Origin of the sequence: Flavobacterium eburneipallidum, from assembly GCF_027111355.2 — a bacterium.
Taxonomy (GTDB): domain Bacteria; phylum Bacteroidota; class Bacteroidia; order Flavobacteriales; family Flavobacteriaceae; genus Flavobacterium; species Flavobacterium eburneipallidum.
This window is the reverse complement of the sequence record NZ_CP114291.2, coordinates 1,003,522-1,020,239: the sequence shown is the minus strand read 5'-3', so window position 1 is coordinate 1,020,239 and position 16,718 is coordinate 1,003,522. Positions and strand designations below refer to the sequence as shown.

The window sequence follows — 16,718 nt, the reverse complement described above, 5'->3', positions numbered from 1 at the left end:
TAAAACCACTTATTATGAAAAGACTATTACTTTTTATTGCAATCACCTTCATCGGAACAAAAGCTAATGCACAGGCTGTTGCCGAATATAATTTTAACAATTCTAGTTATGCCGATGTAAACGGAAACAATCCATTTGCTACTGGAAGTAATATTGCGTTTACCACAGACAGGCATGGAAATGCAAACGGAGCTCTTGCCCTTAACGCAATACCAAATGCTCCTTTTGGCACATTACCAAACGGAACCAATGCAACCATCCCTAATTTACCAATTGGCAATCAAGCCAGAACAATTTCGTTTTGGATTAGTTGCAACAACACACTCGCAAGCAATTATTATTTTAGCTATGGATCAGCAGCAACCAATTCAGCCTACGGATTGGGACAATTTACAACAACCACCTCATCAGGAGGTGTTAAACCAACCATTACTACTAAAGACGACCTTAACTTTTTTGGATACGGAAATGATTTAGTACATACGCCATACAAAACCAACCCAACCTCTTGGACACACTTTGTGGTCACTTACACCGATGCTGATGTTGCGACTATTTATATCAATGGCACTCTAACTGCATCTGCAACAAAAGTTAGCTGGAATACTACAAACTCTGTTTTCAGATTAGGACAAACAATGCAAGGAACCAACTCTGTAATTGCATATTATGATGATTTAAAAATCTACAATCGTGCGCTATCTTCGACAGAGATTAGTGCTTTATATACTAATAATTCAATTGCAGCATCGCCAATAATTTCTTCAATTAGTGAAAATGCTTCTAGTGCCACATCTTCGACCATTAATTATACTTTAAATGCCAAAGATTTACCAACAACTTCAGTCATTAATTACGGAACTGGTTCTACAGCATTAACAAATCAAATAACAGCTGGTACGGCATCGGGAGGTCTTGACACCGCTACATCCGGAGTTATCACAGGATTAAATTCAGGAACTACTTATTACTATCAAATTGTAGCTACTAATAGTGCGGGTTCAACCACATCGGCTATTAGAAGTTTTACACAAATAAATCCATCTACAGCAATAGCCGAATATAATTTTGACAATTCATACAATAATATTTATGGTAATACTCCTTTTGCTGGCTCTGGTCTTACATTTGATTACGATCGATTTGGAAATCCTGCAAAAGCATTGAGAATTGCCAGCGGAAACAACAATGGTGCTACAGCTACAATCGCAAATTTACCTATAGGAAACGCAGCAAGAACAGTATCGGTTTGGATATTGCAACCCACAGTATCGACAGATAATTATGTCTTTAGATACGGATCACTTGCCGCCAACAGCGTTTATGGTTTGTCTAACCAAGGAGCACATTTAGTCAACTTTGGTTACGCCAATGATTTAGTGGCAACCAATCAGGTAGCTAGCGGAGCAAATTGGGTGCATGTTGTAACCACTTTTGACGGCGCAACAGCTCGAATTTATCGCAATGGTGTGCAAGTCGCTTCAGGAAACAAAGCTAGTTGGAACACGCTTTCGGGAATTTTTATCCTTGGTAAAGAAGTTGAAATATACATTGATGATTTAAAAATCTACAACAGAGCTATTTCCGCATCAGAAGTAAGTAATTTATATACGAACAATTCTATTTTAAATACTCCAAACTTCCAAACTAAAACATCAAAAGCAACCATCTACCCAAATCCAACTTCAGATAATTTCACTATCGAAATGGAAAATGAAGTAAAAACGGTTGAAATTTATTCCTTACTTGGACAAAAAATATTGACTGCAACTAGCAAAAACATAAACATTTCTAATGTATCAAAAGGCGTTTATTTGGTTCGCATTGAAGATTCAAATAATACTGTTTCAACTCAAAAACTGATTATTGAATAGCACTCAAATAGTTTTTTAAAGAAAATCCGTTCCAAAGATTAATTTCTGATGGAGCGGTTTTTCAATTAAAAAAATTCCTATTATTGTTGAACCAAAACCAACGAATGAAAAAAATAAAAGCACTAATTGTTGACGATGAACTAAATGCAAGATCCTTATTGCGCCATTTTATCGAAGACTATTGCCCAGAAATCGAACTCATTGCCGAGGCAGAAGATGTAAAATCGGCTGTAAAAATCATCAACAAAAACGAAATTGATTTGGTTTTTTTGGATGTAGAAATGCCCAACGAAAATGGCTTTTCGCTATTCGATTATTTCAACAAACCCACATTCGAAACCATTTTTTGCACCGCTTATTCGCAATATGCCATCAAAGCCTTCGAAGTTTCGGCGGTAGATTATATCTTAAAACCCATTGGCATTGCCAAACTCAAAGAAGCGATTGAAAAAGTGGTTGAAAAACGAAATCGGAATGCACAACCCAATACTATTGCTGTTTTAAAAGAGAATTTAGCCGAAAACAAAATCAAAAAAATAGGCATTCATATTGGTGATGGTATTGTTTTTATGGATTTGGATGACATCTTCTATTTTGAAGCCGACGGTTCTTACACCACCATTTACCACAAAAACGGAAAAGATTTGGCGGTAAAAAAAATCAAACATTTTGAAGATTTACTTTCTTCGGACAATCGTTTTTTTAGGATTCATCGCTCCTATTTTGTCAATATTACTTTGATTAAAAAATACAGCAAAAAAGACGGCTTGTCTATTACTTATGATGATAAAATTTTATTGCCCATTTCCAGAGAAAAGAAAGAAGAGTTTGAAGAATTTATGCAAATGAATAATATTTTGTAATATGAATTTTAAAAAAATAATTCTTTTATTTTCCTTTTTAATAAGTGCTTCTTTTTATGCTCAAAAACCAAATGAATTAATTACTAAACTTAAAAATCACACTCAACAAGACACAACGAGATGTTTTTTGTTAAACGAAGTAATTGAAGCCGAAAACGACCAAAATATTTGGATAAAATACAATCAAGAATTAAAAAAAATAGCTAACGAAAAAAGCATATCAGAAACCAATCCGGTTTTAAAGAAAACTTATACAAAATACTTAAGCAATGCTTTTAACAATGAAGGCGCATTTTATGTTTATGACGAAAAGTTTGAAAAAGCAATTCAATTCTATAGAAAATCATTACAAATTACTACTAAAATAAATTACGATTACGCTAGTGCTGTAGCTCTTCAAAATATTGGAACTGCATTTGACTATTTAGGAAAATTAGACAGCACTTTAGTTTATATGCAAAAAGCTTATTATTACGCTAAACTATCTAAAGACAAAAATAATCTTGCATACATTCTGACCGACTTGGGTTTTGTTTACAATAATTTAGGAAACAATGCACTTGCCATAAAATACAATCTTGAAGCCTTACCGTTATTTGAAAAAATGAATGATTTAGATGGTTTGGAGCGAACCTATTTTGCATTAGGAAGAATTTTTGACAATCAAAATGACTTCAAATCCAGTACTTCTTATTATGAAAAATGCTTGCAAATTGATAAAAAGACTAACAATAATGAACGTTTAATTTTAGTATTAAATAGTTTAGCATCAGCAAATATTAAAAGAAAAGAATTAAATACCGCTCTACAATTCAACAATCAAGCTTTTGAAATTGCATCAAAATTAAATAATGTTGATCTTATTGCTGGTTCCTTTAAAAATTATGGAGATATCAATTTCGAAAAACAAAATTTCTTAAAAGCAAACAATAACTATATTAAAGCTTATGAAATATATAAAAAACTGAATAGTGATACTTTTATTTCAAAAACCGCAATCAAAATTGCAACTTCATTCTATAAATTAAACAAACTTGATAAAGCAAAAGAATATGGTTTATTAGGTTACAATTTAACCAAAAAAACCAATTATAAATCTGATCAAAAAGATGCAGCCGAAATTTTAAGCGATATTTATTCTAAAAATAACGACTATAAAAACGCTTTCAATTTCAAAAAAATAGCTTCTGATATAGGTGAGAAAATATATTTTGATGAAAGCAAAGACATTGCGTTAAAAGCTACTTACCAATACGAAACCGAAAAAAAAGAAGCCACAATCAAAGAGTTGAACCAAAAAAAGAAAATCTCTGAACTGGAATCCAACAAAAAAAGCATCCTGATTAATAGTATTGTAATTTCGTTTTTGGCTTTAGCCCTAATTGCTTATTTCTTGTTTTCGAGATTTAAAGAAAAAAAGAAAAACGAACTTTTGCAAACCCAACTTATCGAGAACCAAAAACGATTGGAAGCCGAAAAGAAAGCCACCGATAGCGAACTCAAAGCCTTGAAGAGCCAAATGAATCCGCATTTTATCTTCAATGCGCTCAACAGTATTCAGGAGCAATTTATGTACGGCGACAAACTCAAAGGCAACGAACAGTTGAGTAATTTTACCTATTTAACCCGACAAATTCTAGAAGTTTCAGGCAAAAAACAAATTACCATTGCTACCGAAATTGACATTTTGACCAAATATTTGGAACTCGAAAAAATGCGTTTTGCCAAAGACTTTGAATACTCGATAACCACATCTGAAACTATTGATGAAGATTATATGAAATTGCCTCCAATGTTGCTGCAACCCTTTGTAGAAAACAGCATCAAACACGGACTGATGCACAAAAATGGCTTGAAAACAATCGCAATTGATTTCGATTTAAGTTCAAGCGAAGACTATTTAATTTGCACCATCATCGACAACGGAATTGGTCGCCAAAAATCGGCAGAAATTAAAGCAGGAAACCTCGAAAAACACAACTCCTTTTCGACTAAATCCATCCAGCAACGATTGGAATTATTGAATGACAATTTGCAACTGCAGGAACTTATCGTCTATTCAGACCTTCTAGAAAACGATAGTGTTGTGGGTACAAAAGTGGTGGCGCATATTCCTTTGGTTTAAAACAAAAAACGAAACCCAATTAAGGATTTCGCTTTTTGTAAAAATGACACGATTTAATCTCAAACTTATTCTTTTACTAGTTTTTGTGTGGCAATAGCTCCATTTTGATCTACAACTCTTACCATATAAATCCCAGAAGCTAAATTTGATATATTGATTTGTTTTTGAGTTGATGAAAGCATTTTTTGACCTAACAAAGAATAGATTTCTAGTGATTTTAATTCGGCAGCCATATCAATATTTAGAGAAGAACTAGCTGGATTAGGATACATCGAAAAATTTAGACGTTGTTTATTGTCATTCAAACCCAATGGGACTGTTGTTGTAAAAGCAGCATTTTCACCAGTTTCGACACCTCCAGCATTTTGAGTTACAGCCCCAAATTGATAAGAATAGGTTGTATTTGGCGCTAATCCAGTTAGCGTATAATTGTAATTAGTTGCCGTAGTATTGTTTACCCCAGTTGTTATAACTCTTGTTGTAAACGGATTGTCAGTATCAAAAAATGTTCCTGCTTGATAACGAATTTCAACAACAGCATTATACCCATTTGTATTTAAGGTGTAATTAATTTGTGTCGTTGTTGCCGTAACGTTACTATCATTTACATTGGTCAAAACAATTGGAGTAGGAATATTAAACTGTATCTCTGGAGATGTAGTGATTTGACCCGTTGCATTAGTCGCTTTTAATCGAACAAAATAAGTTTTATTAGGTGTTAAGTTTGATAATTGAACCTGAAATGGTGTTGCAGCATTTACTGAAGTTGTGCCACCACTTTGAGTTTGCCATGTCCCAAGAACATCTGTAGTATATTCAACTACATAAGTTGTTGCCGAACCAAAAGCATTCAAATTAAAATTAATTGTTGCCGCATTGAATGTTACGTTTGAAGCCGCTACACTGGTAATTGCTGGCGCAGAAGTTGACGTATAAAGTGATGTAATTTGAGCTGAAGTCAAAGCAACATCATAAATACTAGCGTCATCAATTAAATAATCACCCAGTCTAGCTGAAGTATCGTCTAAAAATCTACATAGACTTAATCGTAAACCGTTATTACCAGCAACTGTGTTTATATTTCTTGTAATAGCACTTTGTTGCACACCGTTGATATAGTGTTTTAATGTTGTTCCATCATAAACATACGTATACATATACCAACTTGTAGTGTTAATAGTGTTATTCACAGCTGCCCAATTTCCGGCACCTCCTGTTCCAAAGAAAGATTGAGTCGCAGTAGATTGATACATTGTAAAACCACCATTTGCTGTAGTTCCACTCCCCCATCCCATTAGATAGTGTGTATTATTAGTAGAACCAAATTTTACCCAAACATTTAGGGTTCTTGCAGAGTTACCAGTGGGTAAATTAGGCAAAATAGCTCCAGTGAGTTCGGTTGAAGAATTAAATGCGTTATTAGCGACTCCATTTCTTCCAGCTCCATAAAAAACAGCTCCAGAAGGAACAAAACCTGTGGTTACTGTTCCTGTTCCAGAATTGTTTAAATTCCCGTTAAAATTAAATTGATAAATTGGTGTTTGTGCGTTTAATGTTACCACAAAAAGCAAAACTAAAAATTGTGTAATTTTTTTCATAATTGAGATTTTTTTTAAATTCCCTACAAAACTATAAACGCAACCTACCTTTAAACTATCTGAATTCATAAACGGTAGATATGGCTTTATAAATGGATGCGTTTTTTTACAATGTCTCTTCTTATGACAATCATTGCCATGCTGCTTGTCATAAGCAGTAGTTTTGACTTCATAATCGGTAAAATCATGTAGAAATAATTTAAAAAATAAATCCTACTTTTGAAAATAGAAACCTAATTACTTATGAAAGCCATTATAGTTGATGACGAATCGCACGCACGCTCCTTATTGTCAAATACCATAAAAGAACACTGCAAAGGCATCGAAATTATTGCCGAAGCCGAAAACGTAAAAGAAGCCGTAAAACTGATTAATAAACACCAAATTGATCTGGTCTTTCTGGACATAGAAATGCCCAATGAAAACGGATTTGCTCTTTTCGAATATTTTGAAACTCCAAGCTTCGAAACCATATTTTGTACCGCTTATTCAGAGTATGCGCTCAATGCCTTTGAGGTATCAGCTATCGATTATTTATTAAAACCCGTAAGTATCAGTAAGATTCAAGCCGCTGTTGAGAAAGCCATAAAAACCCGTGGTCAAAACCAAATCCTGAAACACATCAATGTTTTAAGAGAAAACCTTACGGTAAATCAACTCCAAAAAATTGCCTTACCGCTTTCGGATGGTTTACTTTTTATAAAAGTAGAAGAAATCCTGTATTTTGAAGCTGATGGTTCCTACACTCACGTTATTACCAACAAAGAAAAATATATGGTTTGCAAAAAAATCAAAGAATTTCACGAGTTGCTTTCATCCGATTCCCGATTTTTTAGAGTGCATCGCTCATACTTGGTCAACATTCAGCAAATCAAAAAATACAGCAAAAAAGAAGGAGCGACTTTGCAATTTGAAAACAGCAAAATCATTCCAATTGCTAGAGAAAAAAAGAACGATTTTGATGAATATATTGGTAAAATAAGTGTATGAGAAAACTTGTAATTACAACCTTATTGTTCATTCACCAATTATTATTTTCTCAATTAAGCAATCCGAATGATACTTTAGCTATTGATAATTTGGGAAAAAAAATTGAGTTAGAAAACAATATGGAATTGGCAGAAAAATGGAATAATCAAATAATAGAGATTTGTAATAAAAGAAAAAAACTAAAAAATTTACACCCAAAAATACTAGATTATTATAGAGCTTCTCACCAAGCTTCTTTATTAAGTACATCCTATTTTGAAGAAACAAAAGGCAATAACAAAAAAGCAATACAAATTCAGTTAGACGTTTTAAAAGAATTAGAAAAAGAAAAAAAGAAAAACAATAAGCTTTTAGGCTATGTTTATCGAAATATAGGAAACTCACTTGCATTAGAAAAAGAATATGAAAAGTCAAAATTTTATATATTCAAAGCAATTCCTTATGCTTTAAAAGATGAAGACAAAAGAAACATTGGAAGTTTGTACAATGATTTAGGTTTTGTCTGTATTGAAATGAAAGATTTTAAATCTGGGCTTTTTTACTACTCCAAAAGTCTAGTTATATTTAAACAAATTAATAGCCTCAACTCAATTGCGAACACCTTACACAACATAGGCAGAATATACTTAAACAATAAATCATTCAAAAAAGCAAAAACATTTGCAGAGGAGGCTATTGTTTATAATATAAAAGCGAAAAACTACAGTCAACTTTCTCTCAATTATTCTATTCTGTATCAAATAGAAAAAACATTTAACAACAATGAGAAAGCTTTCTACTATTTAAAAAAAATGAATCAGGCAGCAATAACTTCAAAAGACCTAAAGTCACAACTCGTTTCTTCTGAATCATTATACCGACATTATAAAAAAATAAATCAAAAAAATTTAGCCTTAAAATACCTCGAAGAAAACACTAGAATTGATAAAATCTTGAACAAAGATGAAAACAAAAATGCAATGCTTAAAGCTTCATTCAAATACGAAACCGAAAAAAAAGAAGCTCAAATAAAAGCATTATCCCAACAAAAAAAGATTATAACTTTAGAATCAGAAAGACAAAAAACAATAGCTTTAGCACTTGGAATTCTAATCGTATCCCTATTGATAATTTCGTATTTTTTATTCAATAAATACAAAATCAAAAAACAAAACGAACTCCTGAAATCGCAACTTCTCCAAGCCGAAAAAACCATCCAAGCCGAGAAAAAAGCCACCGAAAGCGAACTCAAAGCCCTGAAAAGCCAGATGAATCCTCACTTTATATTCAATGCCTTGAGCGGTATTCAAGACCAGTTTATGTATGGAGACAAAACCATTGCCAACGAGCAAATGGGCAATTTTACTTATCTCACTCGCCAAATATTAAGCGTATCAGGCAAGAAACAAATTCTACTTTCGACCGAAATAGATATTCTAAACAAATACCTCGAACTCGAAAAAATGCGCTTCAAAACCAATTTTGAATATGAAATAAATTTGCTTGGCAATATAGACGAAGACTACCACGAAATTCCTCCAATGCTCATCCAACCCTTTGTAGAAAACAGTATCAAACACGGACTGATGCACAAAAGTGGCTTGAAAACAATTGCCATTAATTTCGATTTAAGTTCAAGCGAAGACTATTTAATTTGCACCATCATCGACAACGGAATTGGTCGCCAAAAATCGGCAGAAATTAAAGCAGGAAACCTCGAAAAACACAACTCATTTTCTACAAAATCCATCCAGCAACGTTTGGAACTCTTGAATGATAGTTTGCAATTGCAAGAGCTAATTATCTATTCAGACATTCTTGAAAACGATGTTATTGTGGGGACAAAAGTGGCGGTGAATATTCCTTTGGTATAGTTTTACAAACAAAATAAATTATACAAATTCAATCCGATTATTACCAATACTATGAAGACTAATAGTATTATTTTGTAATTCAAATTTTTAATAATTACTGACATACAACTTGATTTTTCAGTAAAATAAAGATTCTAGAATCAACCAATAATCGAAAAGTTTATGAAAGCGGAAATTTAGTTCACGAAATGAAGATTTGTTTAATCAACCTCAACGATTCTAACACTTTCATTGCTAACAACGACAAAATTATTTTCAAGTTTATCAGGATAATTTTTTAAAAGTTTAGCCAAAACTTCTATTCGCTTAACAAAATTATTAGGATTACAACGTACCAAAATAATTCCATTATGAACTTTTTGATTTCTAAAAACCATTTCGCCAAAATCTTTATCAGAAGTAATAAGGATATAGTTTTCTTGATAACATTTTTCTAAAATAGCATCGTCAGAAGCGCCTCGCCATTGTTCAAAAACCGAAAAAACTTCGTGGTTTTCATTTTTAAGCCATTCGACTACAGAAGTTCCTGTACATTCATCAACTAAAAACCGCATTTAAGAAGCGATTTTATCCAAGTCGAAAGTAGTCGTTTTTTCAAGAATATTTTCGGCATATTGCAAACAAGCCAAAATCTCTTGCTTTGTCAACCCTTTATATTCTTGCAAGATTTCATCAATAGAAATTCCTTGAGCCAACATTGAAATAATATGCTCAACAGTAATCCTTGTGCCTTTGATAACAGGCTTTCCAAGCATTATTTTAGGATTAATTTCAATGAATTCCATATTGATTTTCTTAAATTCAATTCAAATATAATAATTTAAAAAATGAAATTATAACTTTTAAAAAAAATCCCAAATTAGTTCTCTATTTTTACACCTCAAAATTTATTTCAATGTCACAAAAACGCCTTTACCTGCTCGATGCTTACGCTTTAATATTCCGTGGATATTTTGCTTTTATCAAAAACCCAAGAATCAATTCCAAAGGAATGGATACTTCAGCTATAATGGGATTTATGAATGCCTTGATGGATGTTATCAAGCGAGACAAACCCGATCATTTGGCCGTAGCTTTCGACAAAGGCGGAAGTACGTATCGTTATGAAATGTATCAGGAATACAAAGCACACCGTGACGAAACTCCCGAAGCTATCAAAATTGCCGTTCCTTATATTCAGGAATTATTGAAAGCAATGCACATTCCGATTATTGAAGTTCCCGGTTTTGAAGCCGATGATTTGATTGGAACTTTGGCCAAACAAGCCGAAAAAGAAAACTTTCAAGTCTATATGGTAACGCCTGATAAGGATTTTGCGCAATTGGTTTCCGAAAATATTTTTATGTACAAACCCGCTAGAATGGGCAATGATATAGAAATTTGGGGCATTCCAGAAGTTTTAGAAAAATTTGAAATAGAGCGACCTGAACAAGTCATTGATTATTTAGGGATGATGGGCGATGCTGCTGATAATATCCCAGGATTGCCAGGTGTTGGTGAAAAAACAGCGAAGAAATTTTTGAAAGAATACGGCTCAATGGAAAATCTATTGGCGAATACACATCAATTAAAAGGTGCAATAAAAGATAAAATCGAAGCCAATGCCGAATTGGGAATTTTGTCCAAAAAATTAGCCACTATCCTACTCGATTGTCCCGTGACTTTCAATGCGTCAGCTTTTGAACTTTCAAAACCCGATGTTGAAAAAACAGACGAGTTATTTCAAGAATTGGAATTCCGTCAAATGAAAGCGCAGTTTGACAAATTATACAATCCCGCTGCTGTTGAAGAAACTTCAGAAACAGCAGAAGCAACAAAAAAAGCACCTGCCAAAAAATCGAATGAAGATCAATTTGATTTATTTGGTTTTTCGGACGAAGAAAGTGGCGAAGAAAAATCGAGTTCATTCTATGCAACATTAGAAAATACCGAACATTTTTACCAAATTATTCAGGGAGATTTTGCCGTAAAATTGCTATTGCAAAACTTGATGAATCAAACTTCGGTTTGTTTTGACACTGAAACCACAGGAATTGACGCCTTGAATGCAGAATTGGTTGGAATGTCATTTTCTTTCGAAAAAGGAAAAGCATTTTACGTTCCGTTTCCCGAAAGTCAAGAAGAAGCACAAGTTTTGGTGGACAAATTCAAACCATTTTTCGAAAATGAAGCTATCGAAAAAATTGGTCAAAACATTAAATATGATTTGAAAATTCTGTCGCATTATGGCGTTCAAATCAAAGGAAAATTATTTGACACTATGATTGCGCATTATTTGATTAACCCAGATATGCGTCACAATATGGATGTTTTGAGTGAAACTTACTTGAAATATTCGCCAAAATCTATTGAAGATTTAATTGGTAAAAAAGGTAAAAACCAAAAATCAATGCGCGACGTGGCTTTGGAAGATATCAAAGAATACGCTGCCGAAGATGCCGATATTACATACCAATTAAAACAAAATTTCAGCCCAATTTTAGACAAAGCCGAAACCAAAAAATTGTTTGACGAAATCGAAATTCCATTGATTCCTGTTTTGGCAGCCATGGAATTGGAAGGAATAAATCTGGACGTTCCTTTCCTGAAAGAAATGTCGGTTGAAATGGCAAAAGAAAGTTCTGAATTGGAACAAAAAATCTATGAAACCGCTGGCGAGAAATTCAATTTGGCTTCTCCAAAACAATTGGGAGACATATTATTTGACAAATTAAAAATCGGCGGAGCCAAACAAAAGAAAACCAAAACGGGTCAATATGCGACTGGCGAAGAGGTTTTATCCTATTTGGCAAACGACAACGAAATTGTTCGTGATATTCTCGAATGGCGTCAAATGGTGAAATTACAAAGTACTTATATTGATGCATTACCAAATCAGGTCGATAAAAAAACAGGCAGAGTTCACACCGATTATATGCAGACTGTTGCCGCAACAGGGCGTTTGAGTTCCAATAATCCGAACTTGCAAAACATTCCGATTCGTACCGAAAGAGGACGATTGATAAGAAAAGCATTCATAGCCCGTGACGAAAACTACACTTTAGTTTCTGCGGATTATTCGCAAATAGAATTACGTATTATCGCTGCTTTATCTGGCGAAGAAAATATGATTAAAGCCTTTCAAAACAACGAAGACATTCACAGAAGTACCGCTGCAAAAGTATTCAACGTTCCATTGGAAGAAGTAACCAAAGAACAGCGTAGCAATGCCAAAACCGTGAATTTTGGAATTATCTATGGCGTTTCTGCTTTTGGATTATCGAATCAAACTTCGCTTTCTCGAAAAGAAAGTGCTGAATTAATTGACGCTTATTATGCAACTTATCCAAAACTGAAATCATACATGAGTAATCAAGTTGATTTTGCCAGAGAACACGGTTATGTACAAACGGTTTTAGGAAGAAGACGTTATTTGAAAGATATTAATTCTGCTAATATGATGGTAAAAAGTGGTGCCGAACGAAATGCTGTAAATGCTCCAATTCAAGGTTCTGCCGCTGATATTATCAAAATTGCGATGATTAATATTCACAAAAAACTAACATCTGAAAACTGGAAATCAAAAATGTTGTTGCAAGTACACGATGAGCTTGTGTTTGATGTACATAACAGTGAATTAGAAAAAATTCAGCCAATGATTAAACACGAAATGGAAAATGCCTTTAAAATGGATGTTCCGCTGGATGTGGAAATTGGTTTGGGGAAAAACTGGTTGGAAGCGCATTAAAAAAAGTAATCAGTGTTCAGTAGCAGTAGGCAGATTAAAAAAAACAAAAAAGATTTTAAATGATTGACGATTTTAAGCCTCCCATTAAATCTAGAACAACAGAAGAATTGTTAGAAATTACTGGTGCTCCAAAAAAATGGAATGAAAGGGCATTGAAATTAGCAATGGATGAACTTTACTATAGAAAAATTGACACAAAACAAATTGACCAAGCAAAATATATCGAAAAACGACAGGTAGAATTTGAATCTCTAATAAAAGCTAATAGCCGATTTGAATTCTTTTGCTTAAGACCCCATCATTTATTTATTACTTGGTCTGAAGTTTTTATGTTTCTATTTTCTTGGGAATATAAAAAAGACGGTTTTTTATATAAAGCTGAAGTTCAAAGAAAGTATAGACCAATTCTCTTATTAATAATTCTTTTGGTTGTAGTTTACAGTTTCTTTTAATACCTCCATCAAAAAAACTACAACTTCCTAGTCGATTCCCGCTCTCTCAATTGTGTTTTGATAACGGTAGTTTCATAAGGCAGATTTTCTTCTTTTGATTCTAATCTGTTGATTAATACATTAGCAGCTACTTCGCCAATTTCAACTCCATATTGACTTAAAGTGGACAAACTTGGAGACAATCTTCGAGAAGCGAGAATTCCATCGGCAAAACCAATAATAGATAATTCTTCGGGAACTTTATAGCCTTTTTTAAGTCCGATTCGCAAGGCGGCAACGGAGTCATTTTCGTCTAAAGCAAAAATTCCGTCGATTGTATTCGTATCAAAAACCTTGTCTATTTTTTCTTTTAAATCATCTTCAGAATCGGTCCTAATAATTATGTTTGCATTTATGGGAATATTATTGTTTTTTAAGGCTTGCAAATAACCGTCAGCTCTCAATTTCCCGACACTGATATTATCTACAGAAGAGAACAAAGCAATATTTTTGCAACCCGTATTAATAAGATGCTGTGTTGCATTCAATGCCGAATCAAAATCATCGACTACTACTTTGTCACAAACTACTTCGTCAGAAATTCGATCAAACATAACTATAGGCGTTCCTTCGTTTATGACCTCTTTGAAATGGTTGTATTCTTGTAACTTTTGAGCTTCTTCCGAAATGGATAAGATAAAACCATCAATGGTACCATTACTCAACATATCCATGGTGTGTTTTTCTTTCTCTAAAGATTCGTTAGAAATACACATGATTACATTGTATCCTTTTTGATCGGCAACTTTTTCGATGCCACTAAATACTTTGGCAAAAAAAGAATTTAGAATATTAGGAATAATAACACCAATAGTTTTGGTTTTTCTATTTTTTAGATTCAGACCTATAATATTGGGTTTGTAGTTTTTGAGCTTGGCATACTCCTTAATTCTAGTCTTGGTTTGTTCACTAATTTCTGGACTATCGTTAAGTGCTTTTGAAACTGTTGAAACAGAAACGTTGAGTTCTTTTGCTATTTGTTTAAGAGTTGCTTTAGCTTTCATATTTAATTTAGGGTCTTTGTATCATCAATAAAATCTCTAATTACAATGAAATCATTGTTGTAAAAAGTACTTTAAAAAAACTATTGTTTTGTTTTAAAGAGGGAAAATTACATTTTTTTTTTGAAAATTAGGCAATACAAACATACAAAGACAAAAATTAAGTTCAAATCAATACACTACAAAAGAATCAACTTCAAATATCCTTTTGATTATCAGTCTAAAAAGGAAGACAAAATATTCTTTTAAGGTATTTGTATTTCAAAAAATTAATTGTACTTTTGCACTCCCTTTATTGGGAATGGAATGTTTAATTAAAAAAATATTATGAACGCATTAAGCTACAAGACAGAATCAGCTAGCAAAGCCACCGTAACAAAAGAGTGGATTGTTGTAGATGCTGATGGTCATAACTTAGGTCGTCTTGCTTCAAAAGTCGCTATGATTTTAAGAGGTAAGTACAAGCCAAGTTATACACCACACGTGGACTGTGGAGATAACGTAATCGTTATCAACTCAGAAAAAATTAACCTTACTGGTAAAAAAATGGATGACAAAATTTACATGCGTCACACAGGTTACCCAGGAGGACAAAGAACTTTGACTGCTAAAGTATTGCAATCTAAAAATCCTGCATTATTAGTAGAAAAAGCAGTAAAAGGAATGTTACCTAAAAACAAATTAGGAGCTGAACTTTTCAGAAATTTAAATGTTGTTGTAGGATCTGAGCACAAACAAGGCGCTCAAAAACCTAAAACAGTTAACCTTAACGATCTTAAGTAATGGGAGTTATTCACAAAATCGGTAGAAGAAAAACCGCTGTTGCACGTGTTTATGTTTCGGAAGGAACAGGAGTAATCACTGTAAACAAAAAAGAATTCGCAACTTACTTTCCAACTGCAACTTTACAGTACAAAGTTTTACAACCATTATCTATGACAGAAAATGCAAGTAACTTTGACGTAAAAGTAAACGTTTACGGAGGTGGTTCAACTGGTCAAGCAGAAGCTGTAAGAATGGCATTAGCACGTGTTATGTGTGAAGTAAATGCTGAAAACAGAGGGATTTTGAAACCAGAAGGTTTATTAACAAGAGATCCAAGAATGGTTGAACGTAAGAAATTCGGTCAGAAGAAAGCTCGTAAGAGATTCCAATTCTCTAAACGTTAATATTGCCTGTCTTGTGCAATACGTACAAGACTTCGTTTATTTATTGAAATTAAAAACAATGTTGTTGTTGTCCCATCGAGGTGGGAAATTAGTTTAGCATCTAAATGAAGCCTAGAGCATAAAGCTTAAAGCTTAAAGCCAATAAGGAACATTGCTAATCAACAGAACGTAAACTAAAGAAAAAATGTCAAACAAAGTAGAAGTAAAAGAATTACTAGAAGCAGGTGTTCACTTCGGACACATGACTAGAAAATGGGATCCAAACATGGCTCCTTACATTTATATGGAGCGTAATGGTATTCACATTATCAATCTATATAAAACTGCAGCTAAAATTGAAGAAGCTAACGAAGCTTTGAAAAAAATCGCTGCATCAGGTAGAAAAATATTATTTGTAGCTACCAAAAAACAAGCTAAAGACATCGTAGCTGAAAAAGCTGCTGCTGCAAACATGCCATACATCACTGAAAGATGGCCTGGTGGAATGTTGACTAACTTCGTAACTATCCGTAAAGCTGTTAAAAAAATGGCTACTATTGATAAAATGAAGAAAGACGGAACATTCATGACTCTTTCTAAAAAAGAACGTTTGCAAGTAGATCGTCTTCGTGCTAAATTAGAGAAAAACCTAGGTTCAATTGCAGATATGTCTAGACTTCCTGCAGCATTGTTCGTAGTAGATATTAAAGCAGAACACATCGCAATTAAAGAAGCTCAAAAATTAAACATTCCAGTTTTCGCAATGGTTGATACCAATTCTGATCCACGTGAAGTAGATTATGTTATCCCTGCAAATGATGATGCTTCAAAATCAATTGAGAAAATCTTAACTTTAGTAACTGCTGCTGTCATTGACGGATTAGCTAACAGAACTTCTGATAAAGAAGTAGATGCTCCTGCTGAAGCAACTGAAGAAGTAGCTGTTGAAGCTGCTCCTGCTGTTGAAGCAAGTGCTCCTGCTGCAACTGAAGAATAAATTAATATATAAATTCCAAAGTTCAAATTCCAAATTCCATAAAAGATTAAT

14 protein-coding genes are annotated in these 16,718 nt (G+C 33.4%); 10 read left to right on the top strand and 4 right to left on the bottom strand.

The genetic code is table 11. The features are described from left to right. The first annotated feature begins 14 nt into the window (after positions 1–14). From OZP15_RS04230 to OZP15_RS04220, 3 genes are all read left to right on the top strand, one after another. Positions 15–1,874 (top strand): LamG-like jellyroll fold domain-containing protein, encoded by a 1,860-nt coding sequence (locus OZP15_RS04230; protein ID WP_281337107.1) that lies wholly within the window; start codon positions 15–17, stop codon positions 1,872–1,874. Positions 1,875–1,978: 104 nt separating this feature from the next. Continuing rightward, on the top strand, positions 1,979–2,737 hold the full coding sequence (locus tag OZP15_RS04225) for a LytR/AlgR family response regulator transcription factor (protein ID WP_281337106.1): 759 nt from the start codon (positions 1,979–1,981) through the stop codon (positions 2,735–2,737). A 127-nt stretch (positions 2,738–2,864) separates the two neighbouring features. Further along, entirely contained in the window at positions 2,865–4,862 is a 1,998-nt protein-coding gene (locus OZP15_RS04220; protein WP_281337105.1) for a tetratricopeptide repeat-containing sensor histidine kinase, read from the top strand. 65 nt (positions 4,863–4,927) lie between these two features. Here OZP15_RS04220 and OZP15_RS04215 read toward each other — a convergent pair whose 3' ends face one another. Then, positions 4,928–6,460, bottom strand: a complete 1,533-nt coding sequence (locus OZP15_RS04215; RefSeq protein WP_281337104.1) for a T9SS type A sorting domain-containing protein — start codon at positions 6,458–6,460, stop codon at positions 4,928–4,930. Between the two features lie 243 nt (positions 6,461–6,703). Here OZP15_RS04215 and OZP15_RS04210 point away from each other — a divergent pair, with 243 nt between their 5' ends. Both OZP15_RS04210 and OZP15_RS04205 read left to right on the top strand, forming a co-directional pair. After that, entirely contained in the window at positions 6,704–7,450 is a 747-nt protein-coding gene (locus OZP15_RS04210) for a LytR/AlgR family response regulator transcription factor (RefSeq protein ID WP_269227248.1), read from the top strand. Next, the gene (locus tag OZP15_RS04205) at positions 7,447–9,303 is read left to right on the top strand and encodes a histidine kinase (protein WP_281337103.1); all 1,857 of its coding nucleotides are present in this window, start codon (positions 7,447–7,449) and stop codon (positions 9,301–9,303) included. Before OZP15_RS04210 ends, OZP15_RS04205 begins: the two co-directional genes overlap by 4 nt. Positions 9,304–9,503: 200 nt before the next feature. Here OZP15_RS04205 and OZP15_RS04200 read toward each other — a convergent pair whose 3' ends face one another. Further along, positions 9,504–9,857 (bottom strand): DUF5615 family PIN-like protein, encoded by a 354-nt coding sequence (locus tag OZP15_RS04200; RefSeq protein WP_269227246.1) that lies wholly within the window; start codon positions 9,855–9,857, stop codon positions 9,504–9,506. Continuing rightward, entirely contained in the window at positions 9,858–10,088 is a 231-nt protein-coding gene (locus tag OZP15_RS04195; RefSeq protein ID WP_269227245.1) for a DUF433 domain-containing protein, read from the bottom strand. It abuts the gene before it with no gap. 110 nt (positions 10,089–10,198) lie between these two features. Between OZP15_RS04195 and polA the strand changes: the two genes are divergently transcribed. Then, positions 10,199–13,030 (top strand): DNA polymerase I, encoded by a 2,832-nt coding sequence (polA, locus tag OZP15_RS04190; RefSeq protein ID WP_281337102.1) that lies wholly within the window; start codon positions 10,199–10,201, stop codon positions 13,028–13,030. Positions 13,031–13,089: 59 nt separating this feature from the next. Further along, complete coding sequence (locus OZP15_RS04185) at positions 13,090–13,482, top strand: hypothetical protein (protein ID WP_281337101.1); 393 nt, start codon at positions 13,090–13,092, stop codon at positions 13,480–13,482. 17 nt (positions 13,483–13,499) lie between these two features. On the opposite strand, the gene OZP15_RS04180 is transcribed toward OZP15_RS04185, so the two are convergent. Then, positions 13,500–14,525 (bottom strand): LacI family DNA-binding transcriptional regulator, encoded by a 1,026-nt coding sequence (locus OZP15_RS04180; protein WP_269227243.1) that lies wholly within the window; start codon positions 14,523–14,525, stop codon positions 13,500–13,502. A 324-nt stretch (positions 14,526–14,849) separates the two neighbouring features. Here OZP15_RS04180 and rplM point away from each other — a divergent pair, with 324 nt between their 5' ends. The 3 genes from rplM (at position 14,850) to rpsB (ending at position 16,667) form a co-directional block, all read left to right on the top strand. Then, positions 14,850–15,305 carry a 50S ribosomal protein L13 gene (rplM, locus tag OZP15_RS04175; RefSeq protein ID WP_281337100.1) on the top strand — a complete coding sequence of 152 codons (456 nt, stop codon included), beginning with the start codon at positions 14,850–14,852 and terminating at the stop codon, positions 15,303–15,305. Beyond that, a complete protein-coding gene (gene rpsI / locus OZP15_RS04170; RefSeq protein ID WP_269227242.1) occupies positions 15,305–15,691 on the top strand; it encodes a 30S ribosomal protein S9 in 387 nt (128 codons plus the stop codon). Before rplM ends, rpsI begins: the two co-directional genes overlap by 1 nt. 184 nt (positions 15,692–15,875) lie before the next feature. Next, a complete protein-coding gene (rpsB, locus tag OZP15_RS04165; RefSeq protein WP_269227241.1) occupies positions 15,876–16,667 on the top strand; it encodes a 30S ribosomal protein S2 in 792 nt (263 codons plus the stop codon). The last annotated feature ends 51 nt before the right edge of the window (positions 16,668–16,718 follow it).

Coding starts and splice junctions, on each gene's coding strand:
- OZP15_RS04215 (WP_281337104.1), bottom strand. CDS start 6,460: ATGAAAAAAATTACACAATTTTTAGTTTTGCTTTTTGTGGTAACATTA.
- OZP15_RS04225 (WP_281337106.1), top strand. CDS start 1,979: ATGAAAAAAATAAAAGCACTAATTGTTGACGATGAACTAAATGCAAGA.
- rpsI (WP_269227242.1), top strand. CDS start 15,305: ATGGGAGTTATTCACAAAATCGGTAGAAGAAAAACCGCTGTTGCACGT.
- rplM (WP_281337100.1), top strand. CDS start 14,850: ATGAACGCATTAAGCTACAAGACAGAATCAGCTAGCAAAGCCACCGTA.
- OZP15_RS04185 (WP_281337101.1), top strand. CDS start 13,090: ATGATTGACGATTTTAAGCCTCCCATTAAATCTAGAACAACAGAAGAA.
- OZP15_RS04210 (WP_269227248.1), top strand. CDS start 6,704: ATGAAAGCCATTATAGTTGATGACGAATCGCACGCACGCTCCTTATTG.
- OZP15_RS04230 (WP_281337107.1), top strand. CDS start 15: ATGAAAAGACTATTACTTTTTATTGCAATCACCTTCATCGGAACAAAA.
- polA (WP_281337102.1), top strand. CDS start 10,199: ATGTCACAAAAACGCCTTTACCTGCTCGATGCTTACGCTTTAATATTC.
- OZP15_RS04205 (WP_281337103.1), top strand. CDS start 7,447: ATGAGAAAACTTGTAATTACAACCTTATTGTTCATTCACCAATTATTA.
- OZP15_RS04195 (WP_269227245.1), bottom strand. CDS start 10,088: ATGGAATTCATTGAAATTAATCCTAAAATAATGCTTGGAAAGCCTGTT.
- OZP15_RS04200 (WP_269227246.1), bottom strand. CDS start 9,857: ATGCGGTTTTTAGTTGATGAATGTACAGGAACTTCTGTAGTCGAATGG.
- OZP15_RS04180 (WP_269227243.1), bottom strand. CDS start 14,525: ATGAAAGCTAAAGCAACTCTTAAACAAATAGCAAAAGAACTCAACGTT.
- rpsB (WP_269227241.1), top strand. CDS start 15,876: ATGTCAAACAAAGTAGAAGTAAAAGAATTACTAGAAGCAGGTGTTCAC.